Source organism: Candidatus Methylomirabilota bacterium (assembly GCA_035936835.1).
In the GTDB taxonomy this organism is placed as follows: Bacteria; Methylomirabilota; Methylomirabilia; order Rokubacteriales; family CSP1-6; genus AR37.
The window spans coordinates 22561-40262 of sequence record DASYVT010000189.1 but is presented as its reverse complement, the minus strand read 5'-3'; the positions used below and the strand labels follow the sequence as shown (position 1 = coordinate 40262).

The 17702-nt window shown below is 68.9% G+C and carries 20 protein-coding genes; 7 read left to right on the top strand and 13 right to left on the bottom strand.

Features of this window, described 5'->3' with window-relative positions; translation table 11 throughout:
* The 3 genes from VGV06_17130 to VGV06_17120 form a co-directional block, all read right to left on the bottom strand.
* Positions 1-726: TonB C-terminal domain-containing protein (locus VGV06_17130; protein ID HEV2056867.1), on the bottom strand; the 726-nt coding region annotated here is incomplete at its 3' end.
* Positions 723-1163: a biopolymer transporter ExbD gene (locus VGV06_17125; protein HEV2056866.1), complete on the bottom strand. Its 441-nt coding sequence runs from the start codon at positions 1161-1163 to the stop codon at positions 723-725. The genes VGV06_17125 and VGV06_17130, both read right to left, overlap by 4 nt.
* A 2-nt stretch (positions 1164-1165) precedes the next feature.
* Positions 1166-1873: a MotA/TolQ/ExbB proton channel family protein gene (locus VGV06_17120; protein HEV2056865.1), complete on the bottom strand. Its 708-nt coding sequence runs from the start codon at positions 1871-1873 to the stop codon at positions 1166-1168.
* Positions 1874-2033: 160 nt separating this feature from the next.
* Here VGV06_17120 and lgt point away from each other — a divergent pair, with 160 nt between their 5' ends.
* Genes lgt through VGV06_17100 form a run of 4 tightly spaced genes read left to right on the top strand, consistent with a single transcriptional unit; the run spans position 2034 to position 4927 of the window.
* Entirely contained in the window at positions 2034-2819 is a 786-nt protein-coding gene (gene lgt / locus VGV06_17115; GenBank protein ID HEV2056864.1) for a prolipoprotein diacylglyceryl transferase, read from the top strand.
* A 4-nt stretch (positions 2820-2823) separates the two neighbouring features.
* A complete protein-coding gene (locus tag VGV06_17110) occupies positions 2824-3597 on the top strand; it encodes an MBL fold metallo-hydrolase (GenBank protein HEV2056863.1) in 774 nt (257 codons plus the stop codon).
* Positions 3594-4259 (top strand): endonuclease V, encoded by a 666-nt coding sequence (locus tag VGV06_17105; GenBank protein HEV2056862.1) that lies wholly within the window; start codon positions 3594-3596, stop codon positions 4257-4259. Before VGV06_17110 ends, VGV06_17105 begins: the two co-directional genes overlap by 4 nt.
* Positions 4256-4927 carry a site-specific DNA-methyltransferase gene (locus VGV06_17100; protein ID HEV2056861.1) on the top strand — a complete coding sequence of 224 codons (672 nt, stop codon included), beginning with the start codon at positions 4256-4258 and terminating at the stop codon, positions 4925-4927. Before VGV06_17105 ends, VGV06_17100 begins: the two co-directional genes overlap by 4 nt.
* A gap of 370 nt (positions 4928-5297) precedes the next feature.
* Here the strand turns inward: VGV06_17100 and thrC are convergent, their stop codons facing one another.
* The 6 genes from thrC to VGV06_17070 all read right to left on the bottom strand — a co-directional run bounded on the left by thrC (position 5298) and on the right by VGV06_17070 (position 10255).
* A complete protein-coding gene (gene thrC / locus VGV06_17095) occupies positions 5298-6533 on the bottom strand; it encodes a threonine synthase (protein HEV2056860.1) in 1236 nt (411 codons plus the stop codon).
* Entirely contained in the window at positions 6533-7528 is a 996-nt protein-coding gene (locus VGV06_17090) for a glycosyltransferase (protein HEV2056859.1), read from the bottom strand. Before VGV06_17090 ends, thrC begins: the two co-directional genes overlap by 1 nt.
* A 30-nt stretch (positions 7529-7558) precedes the next feature.
* On the bottom strand, positions 7559-8644 hold the full coding sequence (locus VGV06_17085) for a hypothetical protein (GenBank protein HEV2056858.1): 1086 nt from the start codon (positions 8642-8644) through the stop codon (positions 7559-7561).
* Positions 8645-8741: 97 nt separating this feature from the next.
* Positions 8742-9731, bottom strand: coding sequence for an LLM class flavin-dependent oxidoreductase (locus VGV06_17080; GenBank protein HEV2056857.1), 990 nt, complete (start codon positions 9729-9731; stop codon positions 8742-8744).
* Positions 9731-9913: a 4-oxalocrotonate tautomerase family protein gene (locus tag VGV06_17075; GenBank protein HEV2056856.1), complete on the bottom strand. Its 183-nt coding sequence runs from the start codon at positions 9911-9913 to the stop codon at positions 9731-9733. Before VGV06_17075 ends, VGV06_17080 begins: the two co-directional genes overlap by 1 nt.
* A 12-nt stretch (positions 9914-9925) precedes the next feature.
* Positions 9926-10255: a hypothetical protein gene (locus tag VGV06_17070; GenBank protein ID HEV2056855.1), complete on the bottom strand. Its 330-nt coding sequence runs from the start codon at positions 10253-10255 to the stop codon at positions 9926-9928.
* Between the two features lie 128 nt (positions 10256-10383).
* On the opposite strand from VGV06_17070, the gene VGV06_17065 reads away from it, so the two are divergent.
* Genes VGV06_17065 through VGV06_17055 form a run of 3 tightly spaced genes read left to right on the top strand, consistent with a single transcriptional unit; the run spans position 10384 to position 12966 of the window.
* The gene (locus tag VGV06_17065) at positions 10384-10749 is read left to right on the top strand and encodes a cupin domain-containing protein (protein ID HEV2056854.1); all 366 of its coding nucleotides are present in this window, start codon (positions 10384-10386) and stop codon (positions 10747-10749) included.
* Positions 10750-10807: 58 nt separating this feature from the next.
* On the top strand, positions 10808-12400 hold the full coding sequence (locus VGV06_17060) for an FAD-dependent thymidylate synthase (GenBank protein HEV2056853.1): 1593 nt from the start codon (positions 10808-10810) through the stop codon (positions 12398-12400).
* Complete coding sequence (locus VGV06_17055; protein HEV2056852.1) at positions 12397-12966, top strand: DinB family protein; 570 nt, start codon at positions 12397-12399, stop codon at positions 12964-12966. The genes VGV06_17060 and VGV06_17055 overlap by 4 nt, the downstream gene beginning before the upstream one ends.
* A gap of 197 nt (positions 12967-13163) precedes the next feature.
* Here VGV06_17055 and VGV06_17050 read toward each other — a convergent pair whose 3' ends face one another.
* From VGV06_17050 to VGV06_17035, 4 genes are all read right to left on the bottom strand, one after another.
* Positions 13164-14360, bottom strand: coding sequence for a M20 family metallopeptidase (locus VGV06_17050; GenBank protein ID HEV2056851.1), 1197 nt, complete (start codon positions 14358-14360; stop codon positions 13164-13166).
* Positions 14361-14565: 205 nt separating this feature from the next.
* Positions 14566-15156 (bottom strand): DUF4276 family protein, encoded by a 591-nt coding sequence (locus VGV06_17045; protein HEV2056850.1) that lies wholly within the window; start codon positions 15154-15156, stop codon positions 14566-14568.
* Positions 15153-16358: an AAA family ATPase gene (locus tag VGV06_17040; protein HEV2056849.1), complete on the bottom strand. Its 1206-nt coding sequence runs from the start codon at positions 16356-16358 to the stop codon at positions 15153-15155. The genes VGV06_17045 and VGV06_17040 overlap by 4 nt, the downstream gene beginning before the upstream one ends.
* 36 nt (positions 16359-16394) lie before the next feature.
* A complete protein-coding gene (locus VGV06_17035; GenBank protein HEV2056848.1) occupies positions 16395-17561 on the bottom strand; it encodes a M20 family metallopeptidase in 1167 nt (388 codons plus the stop codon).
* Between the last annotated feature and the right edge of the window lie 141 nt (positions 17562-17702).

The following is a 17702-nucleotide window of genomic DNA, read 5'->3' as shown; positions in this document are numbered from 1 at the left end:
GATGGCGCGAAGTGCGGCACGGTCGTAGAAGCTGCTGCCGGAGCTCTGCTCGATGCGGGGGGGCGCAATGGAGCCGTCCCGCCGGATCTCGACGTAGATGCGCGGCTTCTGGGCGGGCTCGCTGGAGCGGTTCTGCGTCTGCCAGCGCTCCTCGACCTTCTGGAGCACCTGCCGCAGGTACCACGCGTAGGGGAAATCGGTCACATCGAGCGTGAGCGAGCCTTGCCCCGAGACGGAGCCGGTGGCCTGCCCGAGCGCCGCCACCGACGGCCGCGAGGCCGGCTCGACCGCCGTCTTGCCGCGCCGCTCCGAGGGCGTAGCCAACGGTGGGAGGTCGCGCTCGCCCGGGCGCGGCGTCCCCGCGCGCGAGGGCAGGGCCGCCTCCGTGGGTTTCGGGGCCTCTCGCGCCTGCGGCTCCGGATCGGGCGCGAGCGCGCGCGTGGCCGGCTTCAGCGTGCGGGCCGGCAGGGACGCCGCACTCCCCGCCGGATTGCCGACGGCGGCGATGGACGCGACGAGATTGACCACGTGCACCTGCGGGCGATCCCAGATTCCCGAAAGCGTCGCAGCCACGAGCGCGGCGATGAAGACGACGTGGCCCACCACAGAAAAGGCCAGCGCCTTGACCGGCACCGGCTCTTGCGCCGGAGCCGCCGCTGCCCGCCGGCGCGTCGCGTGAAGGGGAGAGGGCATGGGCAGCCCGCGGGAGACGGTCAACGCCCTCATGACCCTCGCACGGGTTCGGTGACCATGCCCAGCTTCTCGATGCCGGACTTGCGGATCCTGTCCATGGTCTCGACGACGAACCCGTACTGAAGGGCCTGGTCCGCCTTGAGGTAGAGCGTCTTGTCCGTGCGGTTCTTGAAGGCGTCGCGCAGCGTCTGCTCGAGCGAGGCGAGCGCCAGCGGCTTGCCGTTGAAGTAGATTTGCTGGTCCTTGGTGAGCGTCACCTCCATCCGCTCTTCCGTCACCGTCGGCTTGCCGGCGGTCTTGGGCAGGTTGACGTCGATGCCCCGGTACATGAGCGGCGCCGTCAGCATGAAGATCAGCAGCAGCACGAGGACGACGTCCACGAGCGGGATGATGTTGATCTCGGACAGGGAGCCGCCGCTGCGGCGGTGGCCTCCACCGCCGCCGTCCCCGTGGTCCATGGTGAAAGCCATGGCTACCGGCTCGCGGCCTTCGCGGGCGCGGGCCGCGCGAAGATGTTCACGAGCTCGAGCGTGAAGCCGTCCATCTCGGTCGCCAGGCGCCGGGTGCGATTGATGAAGAAGTTGTAGCCCATGACGGCCGGGATCGCCGCGCCCAGCCCCGCGGCCGTGGCGATCAGCGCCTCGGAGATGCCCGGCGCCACGACGGCCAGGCTCGCGGAGCCCTGCTGCCCGATGCCGTGGAAGGCGCTCATGATGCCGACGATCGTGCCGAAGAGACCGATGAAGGGCGCGGCGCTGGCCGTCGTGGCGAGGAAGGGCAGGTAGCGCTCCATGCGCGCCACCTCGATCTCCGTCGCGCGGCGCATCGCCCGGTGCGCGGCGTCGAGCGCGTCACGCGGCAGGCCTTCGCCATCCTCGAGCGCGGCGTCCACCTGGTCCACGCCGCCGTAGACGCTCGACAGCTCGAGGCCCGCGGCCGAGTAGAGCTGGGCGAGCGGGCTCGAGCGGAACTTCTTCGCCGCGCCGTAGATGATCGAGAATCGGCGCCCCTCGCGGTAGGCCCGCGTGAAGCCTTTCGCGTCCCGCTTGAGGGCGCGGAACTCCCACCACTTCTCGACGATCAGGGCCCAGCAGATGACCGAGAAGAAGAGGAGCACGCCCAGGACGAATCTGGCGAGAGGACCCGCCTGAAGGATCGGCTCGAGGACGTTGGAAGACATCGCGGCCTGAGGTGGCAAGCGGGACTCCTTTATTGACGAAGAGTGATACCAAGGGGCACGATTGATGATACCCAAGCAGCGCGATGAGTGTCAACGAATTTGGCCAGAAATACCCGATTTATTTGACAGCGCTGGGAGCGGGCCGTATAAGGAAAGGCGTATGTTCCACTCCCCCGGCGCCATCGTCGCGCAGCTGGGCCCCCTGACTTTCCGCTGGTACGGCATCCTCATGGCCAGCGCCATGGCGTTGGGCCTCTGGCTCGCCTACCGCGAGGCTGTGCGGCGAGACGTGGACCCCGACAGCCTGCTCAAGGCCTCCGAGCTGGGGCTCCTCGGCGGACTCGTAGGCGCGCGTCTCTACTACGTCGTCTTCAACCTCGACTACTACCTCCGCTTCCCGGCCAAGATCCTCGCGGTGTGGGAGGGCGGGCTCGCGATCCACGGCGGCGTGCTGGGCGGACTCCTCCTCGGCGGCGGCTACGCGCTGTGGCGCGGGTTGCCGGCCGTCACCTACCTGGATATCGCCGCGCCGAGCCTCGCGCTGGGACAGGCCATAGGCCGGTGGGGCAACTTCTTCAACGAGGAGGCCTTCGGCACGCCCACCGACCTGCCGTGGCGGCTCTACATCTCGGCGCCGCACCGACCCGTCCAGTACGCCCAGGATGAGTTCTTCCACCCGACGTTCCTCTACGAGTCGGTGTGGGACGTCCTCGTCTTCCTTGTCCTGGTCCGCGTCTTCCGGGACCGGCTCGAGCGGGCGCCGGGCGCGCTGTTCCTGACCTACCTCGGGCTCTACTCCGTCGGCCGTTTCATCACCGAGGCTCTCCGCACCGACGCGCTCATGCTCGGGCCGCTTCGGGTGGCACAGCTGGCCAGCGTCGTCGGCGTGGCGCTCGCGCTCGTGGGCGTCCCGCTGCTTGTGCGCCGGGCCCGCGCCGCCGCCTGACGCCGTGCACTTCGTCTTTCTCGGCAGCTCGGGGGCCATCCCCGGGCGGAACCGCGACACGACATCCCTCGTCTTCGTCGGCGAGCGCGACGCCGTCCTCGTGGACTGCGGTGGCAGCCCGGCCCAGAAGCTCATGCTGGCGGGGACGGACCCGCGCGCCCTGAGCCGCGTGGTGATCACCCACATCCATCCCGACCACGCCTACGGGCTGCCGTCCCTCGTCCAGACGCTCTTCCTCTTGGGCCGGACGACGCCGCTGCACCTCGCGTGCCGCGAAGAGCACGAGGCGCCGCTCCGCGCGCTGCTGGGCCTCTTCGGCCTGCTGGAGCGCCCGGGGCTGTTCCCCGTCGTGTGGGAGCCGGTGCCTCCGCGTGAGCGCTTCACCATCGGCACGCCCGGAGACTTCGCGATCACGGCGTCGCCGAATGCCCACGGCGGCATGCCGAACATGGCGCTGCGCTTCGAGGCGCCCGGCGGGCCCGCCGTCGTCTACTCCTCCGATACCGAGCCCTGCGCCGCCGTTGAAGCGCTCGCGCGCGGTGCCCACACGCTCATCCACGAGGCGACGTTCTCAGAGCGATGGCCGCGCGGCATCGGCGCGCACTCCACGGCCGCCCAGGCCGGGGAGTGCGCGGCTCGTGCGGGCGTGACGCGGCTCATCCTCGCCCACATCGATGCCGGCCTCCACGGCGAGCTCGACGCGCTCCGAGAGGAGGCGCGCGCCCGGTTTCCCGGCGAGGTGGAGATCGCCCGGGAGCTCGTGCCGTACCCGCTGTGACGTCGCGCATCGCCCGCACTCAGGCGGTGCAGGCGCGGCTTCGCTCCCGCGTCCGAGCCAGCGGCGGGCCCCGGCGCGTGAGGCTCGTGGCGGGGGCCGATCTGGCTTATCGCGCTGACGGATCGCGCGCATGGGCCGCCGTCGTCCTCTGGTCGCCCCGCGACGGCGCCGTCCTCGAGACCGTCACTGCGGCCGGTCGCCCGCGCTTCCCGTACGTACCCGGCTATCTCGCCTTCCGCGAGGGCCCGCTGCTCCTGCGTGCCTTCGGGCGTCTCCGGCGGCGGCCCGATCTCGTCCTCTTCGACGGGCAGGGCATCGCGCACCCGCGCGGCCTCGGCCTCGCCTCGCATCTCGGTGTCCTGCTGGATCTGCCGAGCGTCGGCTGCGCCAAATCGCGCCTGGTGGGAGAGCATGTCGAGCCTGGCCCGCGGCGCGGCGACTGGGCGCCGCTCGTGCTCGCGGGCCGGCGCGTAGGGGCGGTGGTGCGCACGCGGGACGGCGTCAAGCCGCTCTGGGTCTCGCCCGGCCACCGCATCGGCATCCGCCAGGCCGTCCGGTGGACTCTCGCCTGCTGCAGCACGCGCGTGCCGGAGCCGATCCGCCTGGCCGAGCAGGTCGTCAACCGTCTCAAGGCCGGCTGGCGCCTCAAGGCCGGCCGGTGATCGCCTACGAGAACAGAGACGGACGAGCGCGGCTCTACCAGGGCGACAGCCGCGATCTCTCGCCGGTCCCGACGGCGAGCGTCGGCGTCATCCTGACGTCGCCGCCCTACTGGATTGCAGACAGCGGCCGCGCCGCCGCCGACCACTACGCGCGAAACCTGGCCGTCGGCTTCGGCCCTGAGTGGCGCCGCGTGCTGGCGCCCGGCGGCGACCTCTGGCTCGTCCTGGGCGACCGCCACGACGGCCGGGAGTGGGTGGGCTTCGACGCGCTGATCGCTGCGTGGCTCAGGCGCGCGGGCTGGCGGCTCCAGTCCAAGGGCATCTGGGTGCAGACGCGCCCGCGCGAGCGGTGGGACAGCCGGATCAACTACCTCTTGCGCTTCCGGAAGGCCGGGAGCCGCGTGCGCCCGACGGCCGCCACGCTCTGCTGGATGCTGCCGCTGCCGCGCACGCACCCGGCGAGCATCTGGGACGCCACGCCCGAGCCCGTGCTGCGCGCGCTGCTCCTCGCCAGCCGGAAGCGCGGGGCGGTGTTGGATCCCTTCTGCGGAGCGGGAACCGTCGGGCGCGTGGCGCTCGGCCTCGGCCGCGAGTGGATCGGCGTCGAGCGCGACCCGCGCATGGCGCGTCTCACCGCGCGACGTCTGAAGCTGATGCGCACGCGCTGATCCCCCCTCGAGCCTGCGCGCGGCCGGAGGACGACAATCACCGTACCCCTGCGCAGATCCCCGCGCCCCTCGGGCTCCCGGGCGTGCGGGATGGCCCGCGCCCCCGTCGTCCCTGACTGCGGCAGGAGCCGAGCAGCAGACACACCCCTGCACGACCCTGTTGGGTGTGCCATGGCCCGGGCAGCCGCGGACATCCGCCCTGCCCCTGTCTGGCGCCCCGCTGGACGGCTCGCGCCCTCTGCGGCGACGCGCCGGCCTGACCTCTCTCCGAGACGCTGAAGCAGGATCGGCGCGAGGTGGGACGGGGTTTTCCGCGCCGTGACCAGGGCGAACAGCCTGCTGCCAGGCAGACAACGACTGAGAGCGGGCTCTATGTCATCGACGCGCCCGTCCCGAGCTTCTCCAGCACCAGGCGCCGGAGCGAGGCCTCATCGAAGGCGGTGGCCTCGCGGGACGGCGGTGGGGCCTCCGTCTTGAGGCCTGTCTCGCTCACGATGACGCAAATGGTGGACTCGGGATCGACCCGCCTGTCGGCGAGCAGGCGCATCAGCACGGCAAGCGACGCCGAGCCGGTCGGTCCCGCCCAGATCCCCTCGGTGCGCGCGAGCATCGTCTGCGCCTCCAAGATCTCCTCGTCCTCGGCCTGGCCGGCCACGCCGCCCGTCTCTCGCAGGATCCGCAGGACCCAGTCGCCCTTGCGCCCGGGGTTACCCGCGGCGAGCCCCTCGGCGACCGTGTAGCCGATCTTGAGCGGGGCGATCGCGGTCTTGTCCCGCCACGCCCTCGTGATGGCGTTGGCGCGCGCGGCCTGCGCGGCGGCCATCAGCGGCCGCTTGGGGATGAAGCCCAGGCGCTCCATCTCGGCGAAACCTCGGTGCGCGGCGATGAAGGTCTCGCCCACGGCCACGGGCGCCACCACCACGTCGGGGGCGCGCCAGCCCAGCTGCTCGGCAATCTCGTAGGCGATGGTCTTCTTGCCCTCGTGCTTGTACGGGTTGCGCGAGGCGCCGCAGTCGAAGAAGAGGCGCTCCTCGGCGAGGCGGTCCCAGAGCGCGATCAGGTCGTCGTAGACGCCCTTGTAGATGACAAGGTCGCTGGCCGTCGCCGCCATGTGGAGCATCTTGGGCGCCGAGGCGCGCTCGTAGCAGAAGATCAGCGAGCGCAGCCCCGCGCGCGCCGAGTAGGCGGCGATGGAGGAGCCCGCGTTGCCCGAGCTGACCACCGAGGTGGCGCGGAAGCCGAACTGGAGCGCGGCGCCCACGGCCGTGGCCGACGTGCGGTCCTTGACCGTGCCCGTCGGGTTCGAGCCCTCGAACTTCACAAGGAGGCGCTTGACGCCGAGCTGCTTCCCCAGGCGCGGGCACTCGAGGAGCGGCGTCTGGCCCTCGCCGAGCGAGACGCGGTGCGCGGGGTCCGCGATGGGCAGAACGGGCGCGTACCGCCAGAGACCCCCGCCCGTGAAGGCGGCGGGACCGCGGCGCTGGAGCGCGCCGGCATCGTAGGAGAGCTCGAGGAGCCCGCCGCATGTCGGGCACTGGAGCGTGTAGCCGAGAGGCTGGGTCGCTCCGCAGTCGATGCAGCGAAGTTCGCGCGCCTGCGATTCCATTAGGATCGCTTGCCGAAGCGCTGCTCGACGACGGCCAGCATCTCCTCGATGCGGTGGCGGAGCGTGTGCTCCTTGAGCGCGCGCGTGCGCGCGTTCTCCCCGATGGCGCGCGCCTCGTCTGGGTGCCCGAGGTAGTACGCCAGGTGCTTCTTCATCTCGTCCAGGTCCCGGTAGGCCACGACCTCTTCCCCCGGCTTGAAGAGCGCGGGCAGCTCCTCCTTGAGGTCCACGACCTGGCAGGCGCCCGCGGCCGCCAGCTCGAAGGCGCGCGTGTTGACGCCCACGATGTCGTTCATCGGATGATGGTGGTTGAGGGAGAGCGTCGAGCCCGAGTAGATCGCGAGCTTGGCGCGCCCCCACACGGGGCCGCCCGCCGCGAGCGCCCGGATGTCCGGCGAGTCCGCCCGCTGCCAGCCGCCGCCCCACAGCTTGATCGGGAATTCGAGCAGCTCCTTGATCAGCCGCTCTCGGTAAGGGTAGCGGCTGCCGACGAAGCTGATGGGCCTGGCGTAGCGTAACTGCTCCTCCGGCGTGAGCGCGACCGGGTGATGCATCGCCGGCACGCAATACATTGGCAGATAGTGGAGGTTGCGCAGCCCCACGCCCTCGAGCGCGCGCAGCGCGTAGCGCTCCTTGGTGAAGAAGACGTCGTACGCCTCGATGCTGTCGAAGGGCATCATCCACAGCGGGTTGTCGGGGAAAAAATTGAGGAAGAGGACGTCCTGGCGCGCCTTGACCCGCCGGACCAGGCCCGGCGTGATGGGCCCGCCCTTGATGACGAGGACGAAGGACGGCCGCCACTCGGCGCAGAGTCGCTCGAGCCGCCGCAGAATCCAGACTTGGTAGGCCGCCTTGGTGCCGCGGTTCTTGTAGAGCGGGTTGTCCCGCCGGTAGGCGAAGGTGCGGACCTCGTGGCCCATCGCCGTGAGCTCGTCGCGGAAGTCCACGCCCATGTGCTCCGGCCGGTCGAAGGGCAGGACAACGACCCAACGCATGGCCGAAGCCTAGCACATCCCCGGCGCGGGCTAGGCGCGCGGGCGCTTGACGCCGGTCCTGAACCGCGCCGCTAGGAGCGGGTCGACGAGCGCCGCTGTCGCCACGAGCGCCGCGTTGGCGCCGGCAGCGAGCGTCTCGCGCGCGCGCTCGACCGTGGTGATGCCACCCACGGCGAGGATCGCCTTGTTCCACGCACCCGCCTTGCGCCAGGCGCAGAGCTCCTCCACCTGGACCCGGCAGGCGTCCCAGACCGCGTCACCCGAGATGTCTGCCAGCTCGCGCGCCGCGCCCGGCAGTGCCGCCGTCCCGTCGGCCTTGACCACGCGGCGCTGGAGTCCGTTGACGAGCACGAAGCCGTCGACCCAGCGCGCGATGGCGGTCGCCAGGTCGTGGAGCGCGCGCGGGCTCCGCGCGGCGCCGAGCTTGGCGACGACCGGCCGCGACCCCACGGCGCGGCGCACCCGCGCGACGATGTGCGCGGAGAGCGCCTGGTCCTCGAAGACCATCTGCGGGCGCGCGGCGACCGTGTTCGGGCAGGAAAGGTGGACCTCAACCACGTCGGCGCCCGCCTCGGCCGCCCAGCGCGCGGCCTGCGCGTAGTCCTCGGCGAGCTGCTCGCCGTCCCCGCCGGGCGCGGGCGTGCCCGCCACGCTGACGATCAGGATCTGCCCCGGCCGGAGCTTCCCCCGGGCCCGCTTGACGTCGGCGCGCCAGAGATCGGGCTTGGCCGACGGCAGGCCGAAGGAGACGATCCATGTGACCGCGGCGGGGTCGAGGCGGCGAGGCGCCGGCTCGAGCACCGCCGGGTCGCCGAACCGGCAGAAGGCCACGTTGGGCGCCGGGAAGGCGGCGCGCTCGACCGTGCGCACCGTCTTGTACGTCAGGAGACCGTAGCCGAGCCGCGCGTACGCCTCGATCCATTTGGAGTTCGGCAGCGGGCCCGCCGCGATGCCCACGGGACACTCGAGCGCGTGGTCGAAGAGGCGAAGGGGAGGGGCCGCGGGCAGCCGGCGCGGGCGCGGAGGCAGCGTGGGCGGGTGCGCCGCGTTCCAGGCGAAGGAGCGGTTGAGGCGCCAGGCGATCAGGGCTCTGCCTCCAGCGAGTCGAAGCTCCACTGCAGCGGGAAGCGCGTGAGCGTGACGATGCCGTACCGGAAGGGCAGCCTCGTTTCGAGGTTCCGGACGTGAAAGGAGGCGGACTTGAGCGAGAGTCTTACTGGAATGCCGGCATGACCTCTTTGGCGATGAGCTCCAGCTCGCGCATGATGTGCCGGTGCGGCATGCCGGGGAAGAAGAGCCGGCAGATGAGGTGCGTCAGGCCGTACTCCTTCACGAACGGCTCGAGCGCCTTCCGTACCTGGTCCGGCCCGCCGATGAGGAAGCGATCCTTCATGAGCCCGTCGAGGTCGGTCGCGATCGAGGCGTCGATGAAGGGATGCTTCCAGCCCCCTGCGTACTCCCTGCGATATGACACCATGATGTGCCGCTCCGCCAGCTCGCGCGCCTCCTTGTCGGTGTCGGCGATGATGACGTCGCGGGTCAGGGGCCACTCCGTGATCGGCGCTGTGAGGCCGGCCGCCGCGCGGTTGTCGCGAAACTGCCGCTTGCCGTTGAGCAGGCGCGGCAGGTCGGCGGTCGGTCCCGGGATCCAGTTGTCGGCGAGCGTGGCCGCGCGCTTGAGCGTGATGTCGCCCCAGCCCCCGATCCAGATCGGCGGGTGGGGCTTCGAGACGGGTTTCGGCTCGAGCGTGCCCTCGACCTGGTAGTACCGGCCCTTGAAGGCGATCCCGTCCTGGGTCCACAGGCCCTTGACGATCTGGAGCTGCTCCTCGAAGCGCGCGCCGCGCTTCTCGAGCTCGGCGCCGTACAGGGCGAACTCGTCGGGCTTGTAGCCGATGGCCGCGCCCAGCACGAAGCGGCCGCCCGACATGACGTCGATCAGCGCCGCGTCCTCGGCGAGCCGCACCGGGTGGTAGAAGGGCGCCACCAGGATGTCCGTGCCGAGGAGGACGCGCGAGGTGCGCGTCGCGAAGCCGGCCAGCACCGGCAGCGGGGAAGGCCAGTAGTGGTTGACGACCGAGTGGTGCTCCTCCATCCAGACGGAGTCGAACCCGAGGTCTTCGCCGCGGACGACCTCCTCGAGGGCGTCCTTGTAGTAGTGGCCACCCTCGACGGGGATGAAACCGACCTTGAGCTTGGCCACTAGTCGGAGGCCAATCTCCCGTTCACGCCCCAGTCCGACTTCTCCACGTCCTGGAAGACGATGTGCACCTGCTCGGGCGTGGTCTTGCCGATCCTGACCATCGCTTCGGTGATGGCGGCCGTGATCTCGCGCTTCTGCTGCGGGGTGCGGCCGGCGTACCACTGCACGGTGATGTTGGGCATGGGGTGTCCTTTCTACTTGAGCCGTTTCATGTCGTCGGGAAAGTTGGATGTGAACGCGTAGGATTTGACGGTGCCGGCGGCGTTCCAGCGCACGGAGAGGTCCTTGGTCTGCTCCGTGCTCCTGCTCCGCCGCCCGAAGAACCAGCGCCATGTCGCATCGCCGCTGTCGATGCCGACCTGGTAGGGCTCGCCGAAGAGGCGCTGGATCTCGGCCTTGTCGGTCTTGCCCACGGTGATCGCGCGGGGCTCCGGCGACGGGAACTCGCGGCCGAACTTGCTCGAGATGCAGCCGGCCGAGAGCGTCGCCACGAGAAGCGTAACCGCCACGAGGGCCGGACGCATGAACGGATTATCACACGCGGCCTTCAGCTGGGTCAACGAGGCGCCGGGGTCAACGAGGCTTGACTTGCCCGGACGCTGCCGCTAGCCTCGTGGCACCCGACGTCAGAAATGCCAGGAGGCACACGCGTATGCCGATTCCCGTCATGAAGGGGTATGCCAGCCTCAAGACCCTGCCCGAGGAGAAGATCGGCGACAAGATCAGCCGCAAGATCCTCGTGGGCGAGAAGGAGATGGTGGTCTTCTGGAAGATGAAGGCGGGCGCCCGCGCCGCCATGCACCAGCACCCGCACGAGCAGCTCTTCTGGATGCTCTCGGGGAAGATGGAGTTCAACCTGGCGGGGGAGAAGCGCACGTGTGTCGCGGGCGATCTTGGCGTCATCCCCGGCAACACGCCGCACGAGGCCTACTTCCCGGAGGACACCGAGGTCATCGACGTGTTCGCGCCTCCGCGCGAGGACATGTTCACGGGCGGGGATACATACCTGGCTCGCTAGAACCCGGTTCGGGGGGCGCCCCGTGCCGCGTGCGCGGGGCGCGTGCTAGGATAGCCGCGTGGAGACGTTCAGCCCCGAGGAGCGGGCCGCGCTCGCGCCCTACTTCACCAATCTCGACGGGCCGGTCTTCGCCCTCGTCAACCTGCCCGAGGTAGTCAAGGGCGCGCTCTTCGCCCGCTACTCGCGCTCGGCCAAGTCGCTCCGCCGCCTTTTCCTCGACGAGTTCGTCGAACAATCGCCCGTCGGCGCCGCTGCGCGAACCGTCGGGACGGCCCGGGCCGAGCAGCTCTACGAGCGGGTCTTCTCCGAGTACGGCGACGACTCGGTGGCGCAGCTGGGCGGCGTACACCTGGCCTGCGAGGGCGCGTCGAACATCCTGACCAAGGTACTCGAATGGGGCCGGCTCATGGCCTACCTCGAGCAGTCCACGCGCTACATCCCCTATACGGACAGGCCGGGCGGGCGCTGGAAGTACCACATCCCGGCCGAGCTCGACGGCCAGCCTCTGTACCAGCGCTACACCGAGGTCCTCGACCGCGCGTTCGAGACGTACGCCCGCTGGATCGACCCGATGCGCGAGCACTGGACGCCGCGCTTCCCGAAGCCCGCCGGAGACAGCGACGTCGCCTGGCGCGCGACCATCCGCGCCAAGGCGCTCGACAGCCTGCGCGGCCTCCTGCCGGCGGCCACGCGCTCGAGCGTCGGCATCTTCGGCACAGGGCAGGGCTACGAGGCGCTGCTGCTCCGCATGCGCATCCACCCGCTGGCTGAGGTGCGCGACTATGCTTCGCTCATGCTGGTGGAGCTCCGGAAGGTCATCCCGGCCTTCCTCACGCGCGTGGACCGGCCCGAGCGCGGCGGGGCCTGGAGTCGCTACCTCGAGGCGGCGCGGCGGGAGACGGCCGACGTTGCCGGATGTCTTCTCGCCGGGCTCGAGCCCGAGCCGCGCGACGAGGTGACGCTGACGGATTTCGATCCCGAGGGCGAGGTCAAGGTCGTGGCGGCGGCGCTGTATTCGTCCTCGCGGCTTCCCGACGACCAGCTGCTGGCGGTGGCGCGCAAGCTCGGGGCCGAGGAGCGGCGCCAGGTGCTTGAGGCCTACGTGGGCGCGCGCGCCAACCGGCGGCACAAGCCGGGCCGCGCCTTCGAGCGCACTGCGTATCGCTTCGACGTGCTCGGCGACTACGGCGCCTTCCGCGATCTCCAGCGCCACCGCCTGCTGACTCTGGAGTGGCAGCCCCTGTCCATGCGCCACGGCTGGGTCGTCTCCGAGGAGATCGAGACGGTCGGGGCGCTCCCGGACTGGCGGCGGGTCATGGACGACGCGGCGGGGCTCTATGAGGCGCTCGTGGCCGCGGGCCTCCCGGAGGTGGCACCGTATGCCGTGGCCATGGCGTACCGCGTGCGCTTCTACATGGAACTCAACGCGCGCGAGGCCATGCACATGATCGAGCTGCGGACGACACCCCAGGGTCACCCGGCGTACAGGCGGATCTGCCAGGCCATGCACCGGCTCATCGCCGAGCAGGCCGGCCACCGCGCCATCGCGGCGTCCATGTCCTTCGCCGATCTTTCGGACGCCGAAGAAGGGCGCCTGGCGTCCGAGCGCGCCGCCGAGCGGAGGCGCGCCGGCGGCCAGGAGACTGCGTGACCGTGAGACCTGAGCAGGTCAAGGCGAGGGAGTACCTGGACGACAAGGGCACCCATCTCACGGCGGCCAAAGTTCACGAACGCGTCGCGGCAGGCTTCGCCGCCCTTGAGGCGTTCCTCGACGGGGTGACGGAGGCGGAGGCGCCGGTCCGGGCCCTTCCCGGCGAGTGGAGCATCCAGGAGGTGGCGGATCACCTCGTGGAAACCCATCGGCCGAGCCTCGAGGAGCTCCGCGATCTGCTCGCGGGGAGACGGCCCCCGGGTGAGCCCATCCCGGCGGGGCTTCAGTCTCGCGACCCGCTGGCTCGCCCGTGGCCGGAACTCCTGGGCGAGCTCAAGAGGCTCCAGGCGGAGGTCGTGGCGGCCCTCGGCGCGGCGCCCGACAGACTCAACGAGGCGCGCGCGCCGGTCGTCATGGTCATCAACGTGAAGGAGCCGGACGGTCGCGAGACGCCGTTGCACTGGATCGAAGAGCTCGACTGGAAGGCCTACGCCGTCATCTTCAGGCTCCACGTCATGGACCACCTGGGGCAGGCGCGCAAGGTCCTGCGCGCCTTGCGCGGCTAGCAGGCCGCCGATAAGGGCCCATCTGCTTCGTTGGCACCCTCGGCCGCACGCTCGACGTACAGGAGTACGCCTCGCGTGTGGCCTTCGGGCGCCGCCTCGCATCTGGACCCTTCTCGCCGGCCTGCGGCGTTGGGCGCCGTCTCGCATCTGGACCCTTTTTGAGCGGCCTACGAGTCGTTCAGTAGCCCGCCGGGCCTTCAGCCCTGGGTCTTCGCGAACTCGTCTTTCGCTTTCTTGAGCTCCGCGGGCCTGGCCAGGAGGTCGAGCGCCGTCAGCGCCAGCGCCTTCGCTCCTGCGACCATGCCGATGCGCGCCAGCGGCGACTTCGCCCACTCGGCGAACTCGCGTGAGTGCCCCGGAATGCCGTCGGGCGAGATGCGGATGTACGGATGGATGGTCGGGATGGCCTGGCTGACGTTGCCGCAGTCCGTCGAGCCGTAGCCCGCCTCGCCATCGTCGGGATCGACGGGGAAGTCGATCCGCTCGAGGTTCTTGCAGAACAGGTCCGCCATCGTGAAGTTTGCCTTAAGCGGGTCGTGGATGGTCGCGTCCGCCGTGACCTTGGCCGTGCAGCCCGTCGCGGTTGCCGCGCCCTGGGTGCACCCCTCGAAACGCCGCAGCAGCTCCTTGCAGTAGTCCTTGGTGGGCGCCCGCAGGTAGAACTCGGCCGACGTGTGCTCGGGGATGATATTGGCCTGGTCGCCGCCCTTGGTGATGATGCCGTGCACGCGCGCGTCCGGCTTGATCTGCTGCCGCATCAGATCGAGCGAGACGAAGAGCTGGATCATGGCGTTGAGCGCGTTGACGCCGCGCCAGGGCCAGGACGAGGCGTGCGAGGCCTTGCCGAAGAACTCGCACGTGACCTTGATGATGCCGAGGCTCGGCCGCCACACCTGCGTGCCGCAGCGGCCGTGGATCATCATGGCGGCGTCCACGTCCTTGAAGACTCCCGCCTCCATGAGCCTGACCTTGCCCGCGCCGCCCTCCTCGGCCGGCGTCCCGATGACCTGGATGCGCCCCGCGAAGGGCACCTTGCCAAGCGCCGCGGCGATGGCCGCGCCCGCGCCGGCGCCCGCGGTGGCGATCACGTTGTGCCCGCAGGCGTGCCCGATGTTGGGCAGGGCGTCGTACTCCGCCATGATGGCGACGGTCGGCCCCGGCCCGCTACCCTCGATGCTCGCGCGGAAGGCCGTCGGCAGCCCGCCGACACCGCGCTCGACGCGGGCGCCGTGCTTCTCGAGGAAGTCGCTGAGCCAGCCCGCCGCCTTCTCCTCCTTGAAGCAAAGCTCCGGGTTGCCGTGGATCTGGTGGGACATCTTTTCGAGGTCGTCGGCCAGGCGGTCCACCGCCTCCGCGACCTTGGTCTTCGCCTGGTCGAGCGTCTCACGTGCCATGCGTGGCTCCTCGTGTTGGGGCGTGGTCGAGCGTCGACCGCTGCACCTCAGCGGTACGGAGGTGATTGATCTGGCGCGCTTGTGCTGCTCTTCGATGACGCGGGCGCGCCCCGCTGGCGGCCGGTTCTGGCCGAGCATGAACTTGGCCCCGTGTGTTCCTGTGTGATGTCATAGTAATAGTTGTGGAAGATATAGGGTGCTGAGCCTATGGCTCAACCGCAAGCGCATGACGAAGTGACGTTACCTCCGCCAAGAACTTCCTCAACGATCGCGATCTGGGTGCGGCCGTCACGTAGTCAAAGATGGTAATGAGTGCGGGTTGATCGTCCACTTCGACGTAGGTTCGACCACCTTCCATGTGCTGTGTCAGCCAGCCCTTCGCTCCCTGGATGCTCTCGGGATCTGCCGGGCACGTAGCATCGTCCCGAATGCCGCGCTGCCCCCGGAGGGACTCAATGCCGGCTATGAACCACGCCTCGAGCTCTTTCTTGGCCAAGACCACACCGAGGGGGTGGCCTGCGGCGCTGACGACTCCGCGGCCCAGGAGCGTCGCGCCGAGGGTTGCCGGACAATCGTCATCAGCGTCCAGAATGAGTATGAGCGCTCTTGCGTTTGCCTCGCTCAGCGCTGTCTCAACTGTCCTTTCGAGCTCTCCAGGTTTAACGACTTTGTCTCGATGCACACGGAATCCTGAACGAACTGGGATGTTGTGGACTCCTTGGTCATTCAGGAGTCTCCGGACAAAAACGGGGATGGACTCACGTTCCGCGTGCCCCTCGACGATCGGAACAATCACAGTGTGTTAAGTGGGCCGAATAGGTCGAGCTGCTCTCCTAGCTCCTCGGCGTGAGCTCGGTCAACCTCTAACTCACCAACCCTCATTAGCTCGCCAGCGCTGTAGAGCCTGCGCCTGATGCTCTCGCGAGAGAGCCGGCCTAGCGTTCCAATCAGCGTCTTCCCTCGGTGGTTCTCCACGGCAAGGATACAATCCTCCGGGATTGCCTTGTTATCTAGGACATCGGGGCTATGTGTAGTTACGAGAACTTGAGTGCGATGTTGACCATCTTTGAGGATCTGTACGAGCACATCCATAGCAGCAGGATGAATGGTTGCCTCAGGTTCCTCAATAACGACCAGGGCTGGCACAGAAGGCTGATAAACGGCCAAGAGAATGCCAAGTGCCCTAAGCGTTCCATCTGACATGTTGAGAGCATCAAAGTTCCAAGGCCAATTGGCGCCAATGTCCTGCTTGAAGGTCAGAGTTTCCTTTTGTCCCAACGATCGGTATTCAACGGCGCTCACACCGGGGACTACCTTTGACAGAAGACGGCAGACTTTGTCGTAGGTGTCCTTCGATTTTCTACTCATTTCCCGAAGCACTGCGGCTGCATTGCTCCCGTCTCGCCGGAGCACGTCTCCCGCATCTGGATCCTGAATCTCGCGGATCATCTCTGGAGCGATTGAGTAGAATCGCATCCGACTGAGGAAGTCGAACACTGGCCGGAACTCTTCTACGGCAGAGAGGATGGTGAGAGCAAGACGATCTGGCTCAATCTTGGCTCTGATGCCAGGCACCGGGGTTGTGAATTCCCCGTTCTCGACTTGGTAGACGTCGTGTTTCATGAGCCCGCGAACACTGCAGCGCTCTCGCTTTACGAGGAAGTTGCCTGCTGCAGCGGCGGTGATCTCGAAAGAGAAGTCAGCAAAGACGTGATCACGTAGGGCCAGCTTGAGCCGAACGCCAAAGTTGTTCGGATGACCGCTCGAAATGCGGCGAACCGCGCCGATGCCTCCGCGCTGTTTGAGGGCAAGCGACAGGGTCCCGTTGAGCGAGTCCGCCACGAACCGAAGCGCATCCGTAAAGTTGCTCTTTCCCGCACCGTTCGGACCAACGAGGACGGACAGCGGGCGTAGGGGCACTACCACTTGAGCCAGGCTCTTGTAATTCTTGACCTGGGCCTCATGGATATAGGCGGATTTCGAGGTATCAGTTGTCACGACGAACCCTGTTGGCCAACCGAATTCTACTCGTACTCACGGCCGCATGAACTCCTTCTTGGCGGCCTTGATCCGCGCGGGCTCGGCGAGGAGATCGAAGGTCGTCATGGCCATGGTCTTCGCGGCGGCGATCATGCCCTGCCGTGCCAGCGGCTTGACGGCCGCGTCGGCGAAGTCGCGCGTGTGGATGGCCATGCCCTCGGGCGCGATGCCGATCATCGGCTGGATGGTCGGCAGCACCTGGCTGACGTTGCCGACGTCGGAAGAACCCTTCCGGTCGGGGATCGGCTCACCCTCCTTGAGGCCGACGGCCGTCATGTTGGCCTTGAAGAGATCGAGGAGCACGCGGCTCGACTTCATCGGCTCGTAGACGCTGTCGTGCTGGGTCACCTTCAGCTCGCAGCCGGAGGCCTTGGCCGCGCCCTCGGCGCAGGCGATGACTCGCCGGTAGAGGTCCCACATCGTGTCGATGCTCGGGGCGCGGACGTAGAAAACCGCCGACGCGTACTCGGGGATGATGTTGGCAGCCGCTCCGCCGCTCGTGATGATGCCGTGAATTCGGCAATCGGGGCGCACCTGCTGGCGCAGCATGGAGACGGCGTTGTACGTCTGAACGCAGGCATCCAGCGCGTTGACGCCCTCCCACGGGTCGGCCGACGCGTGCGAGGCCTTGCCCCTGAACTCCAACGTCGCGCGCGCGATGCCGAGCAGGTCCTGGTGTAGCAGCGTGCGGTCGAAGCCGTGGATCATCATGGCGGCATCCACGTCCTTGAACACGCCCGCCTTGATGAGCTTGATCTTGCCGCCGCCGCCCTCCTCCGCCGGAGTCCCGATCACCTGGACGCGCCCCTTGGGCAGCTGGCCCTTGACGGCCGCGAGCGCCGCGCCGGCGCCCGCGCCCGAGGTCGCGATGACATTGTGGCCGCAGGCGTGCCCGATGCCGGGGAGCGCGTCGTACTCGCAGAGGATCGCGACGGTCGGCCCCTCGCCGGTCTCGATCGTGGCACGGAAGGCCGTCTCCACGCCGCCCACGCCCTGCTCGACCTTGAAGCCCTGCTTGCCGAGGAACTCCGAGAGCCAGGCGCAGGCTTTGACTTCCTGGTACGCGAGCTCCGGGTTGTCGTGGATCTTCTTCGACAGGGTGTCCAGCTCGTCAGCGAGGCGGTCTACCGCCTGCGAGATGGCGTCTTTGACTGTGCTCATCCGGGCCTCCGGGGGTGAGAGGGTTCGCGCAGGGGCAACGCGCGCCCACTCTACCGCCCGGGCTGAGCTTTGTCGAGGACCCGCTACCGTGAAGGCCGTCGAGAAGGGTCCAGATGCGAGGCGACGCCCGAAGGCTGCGGG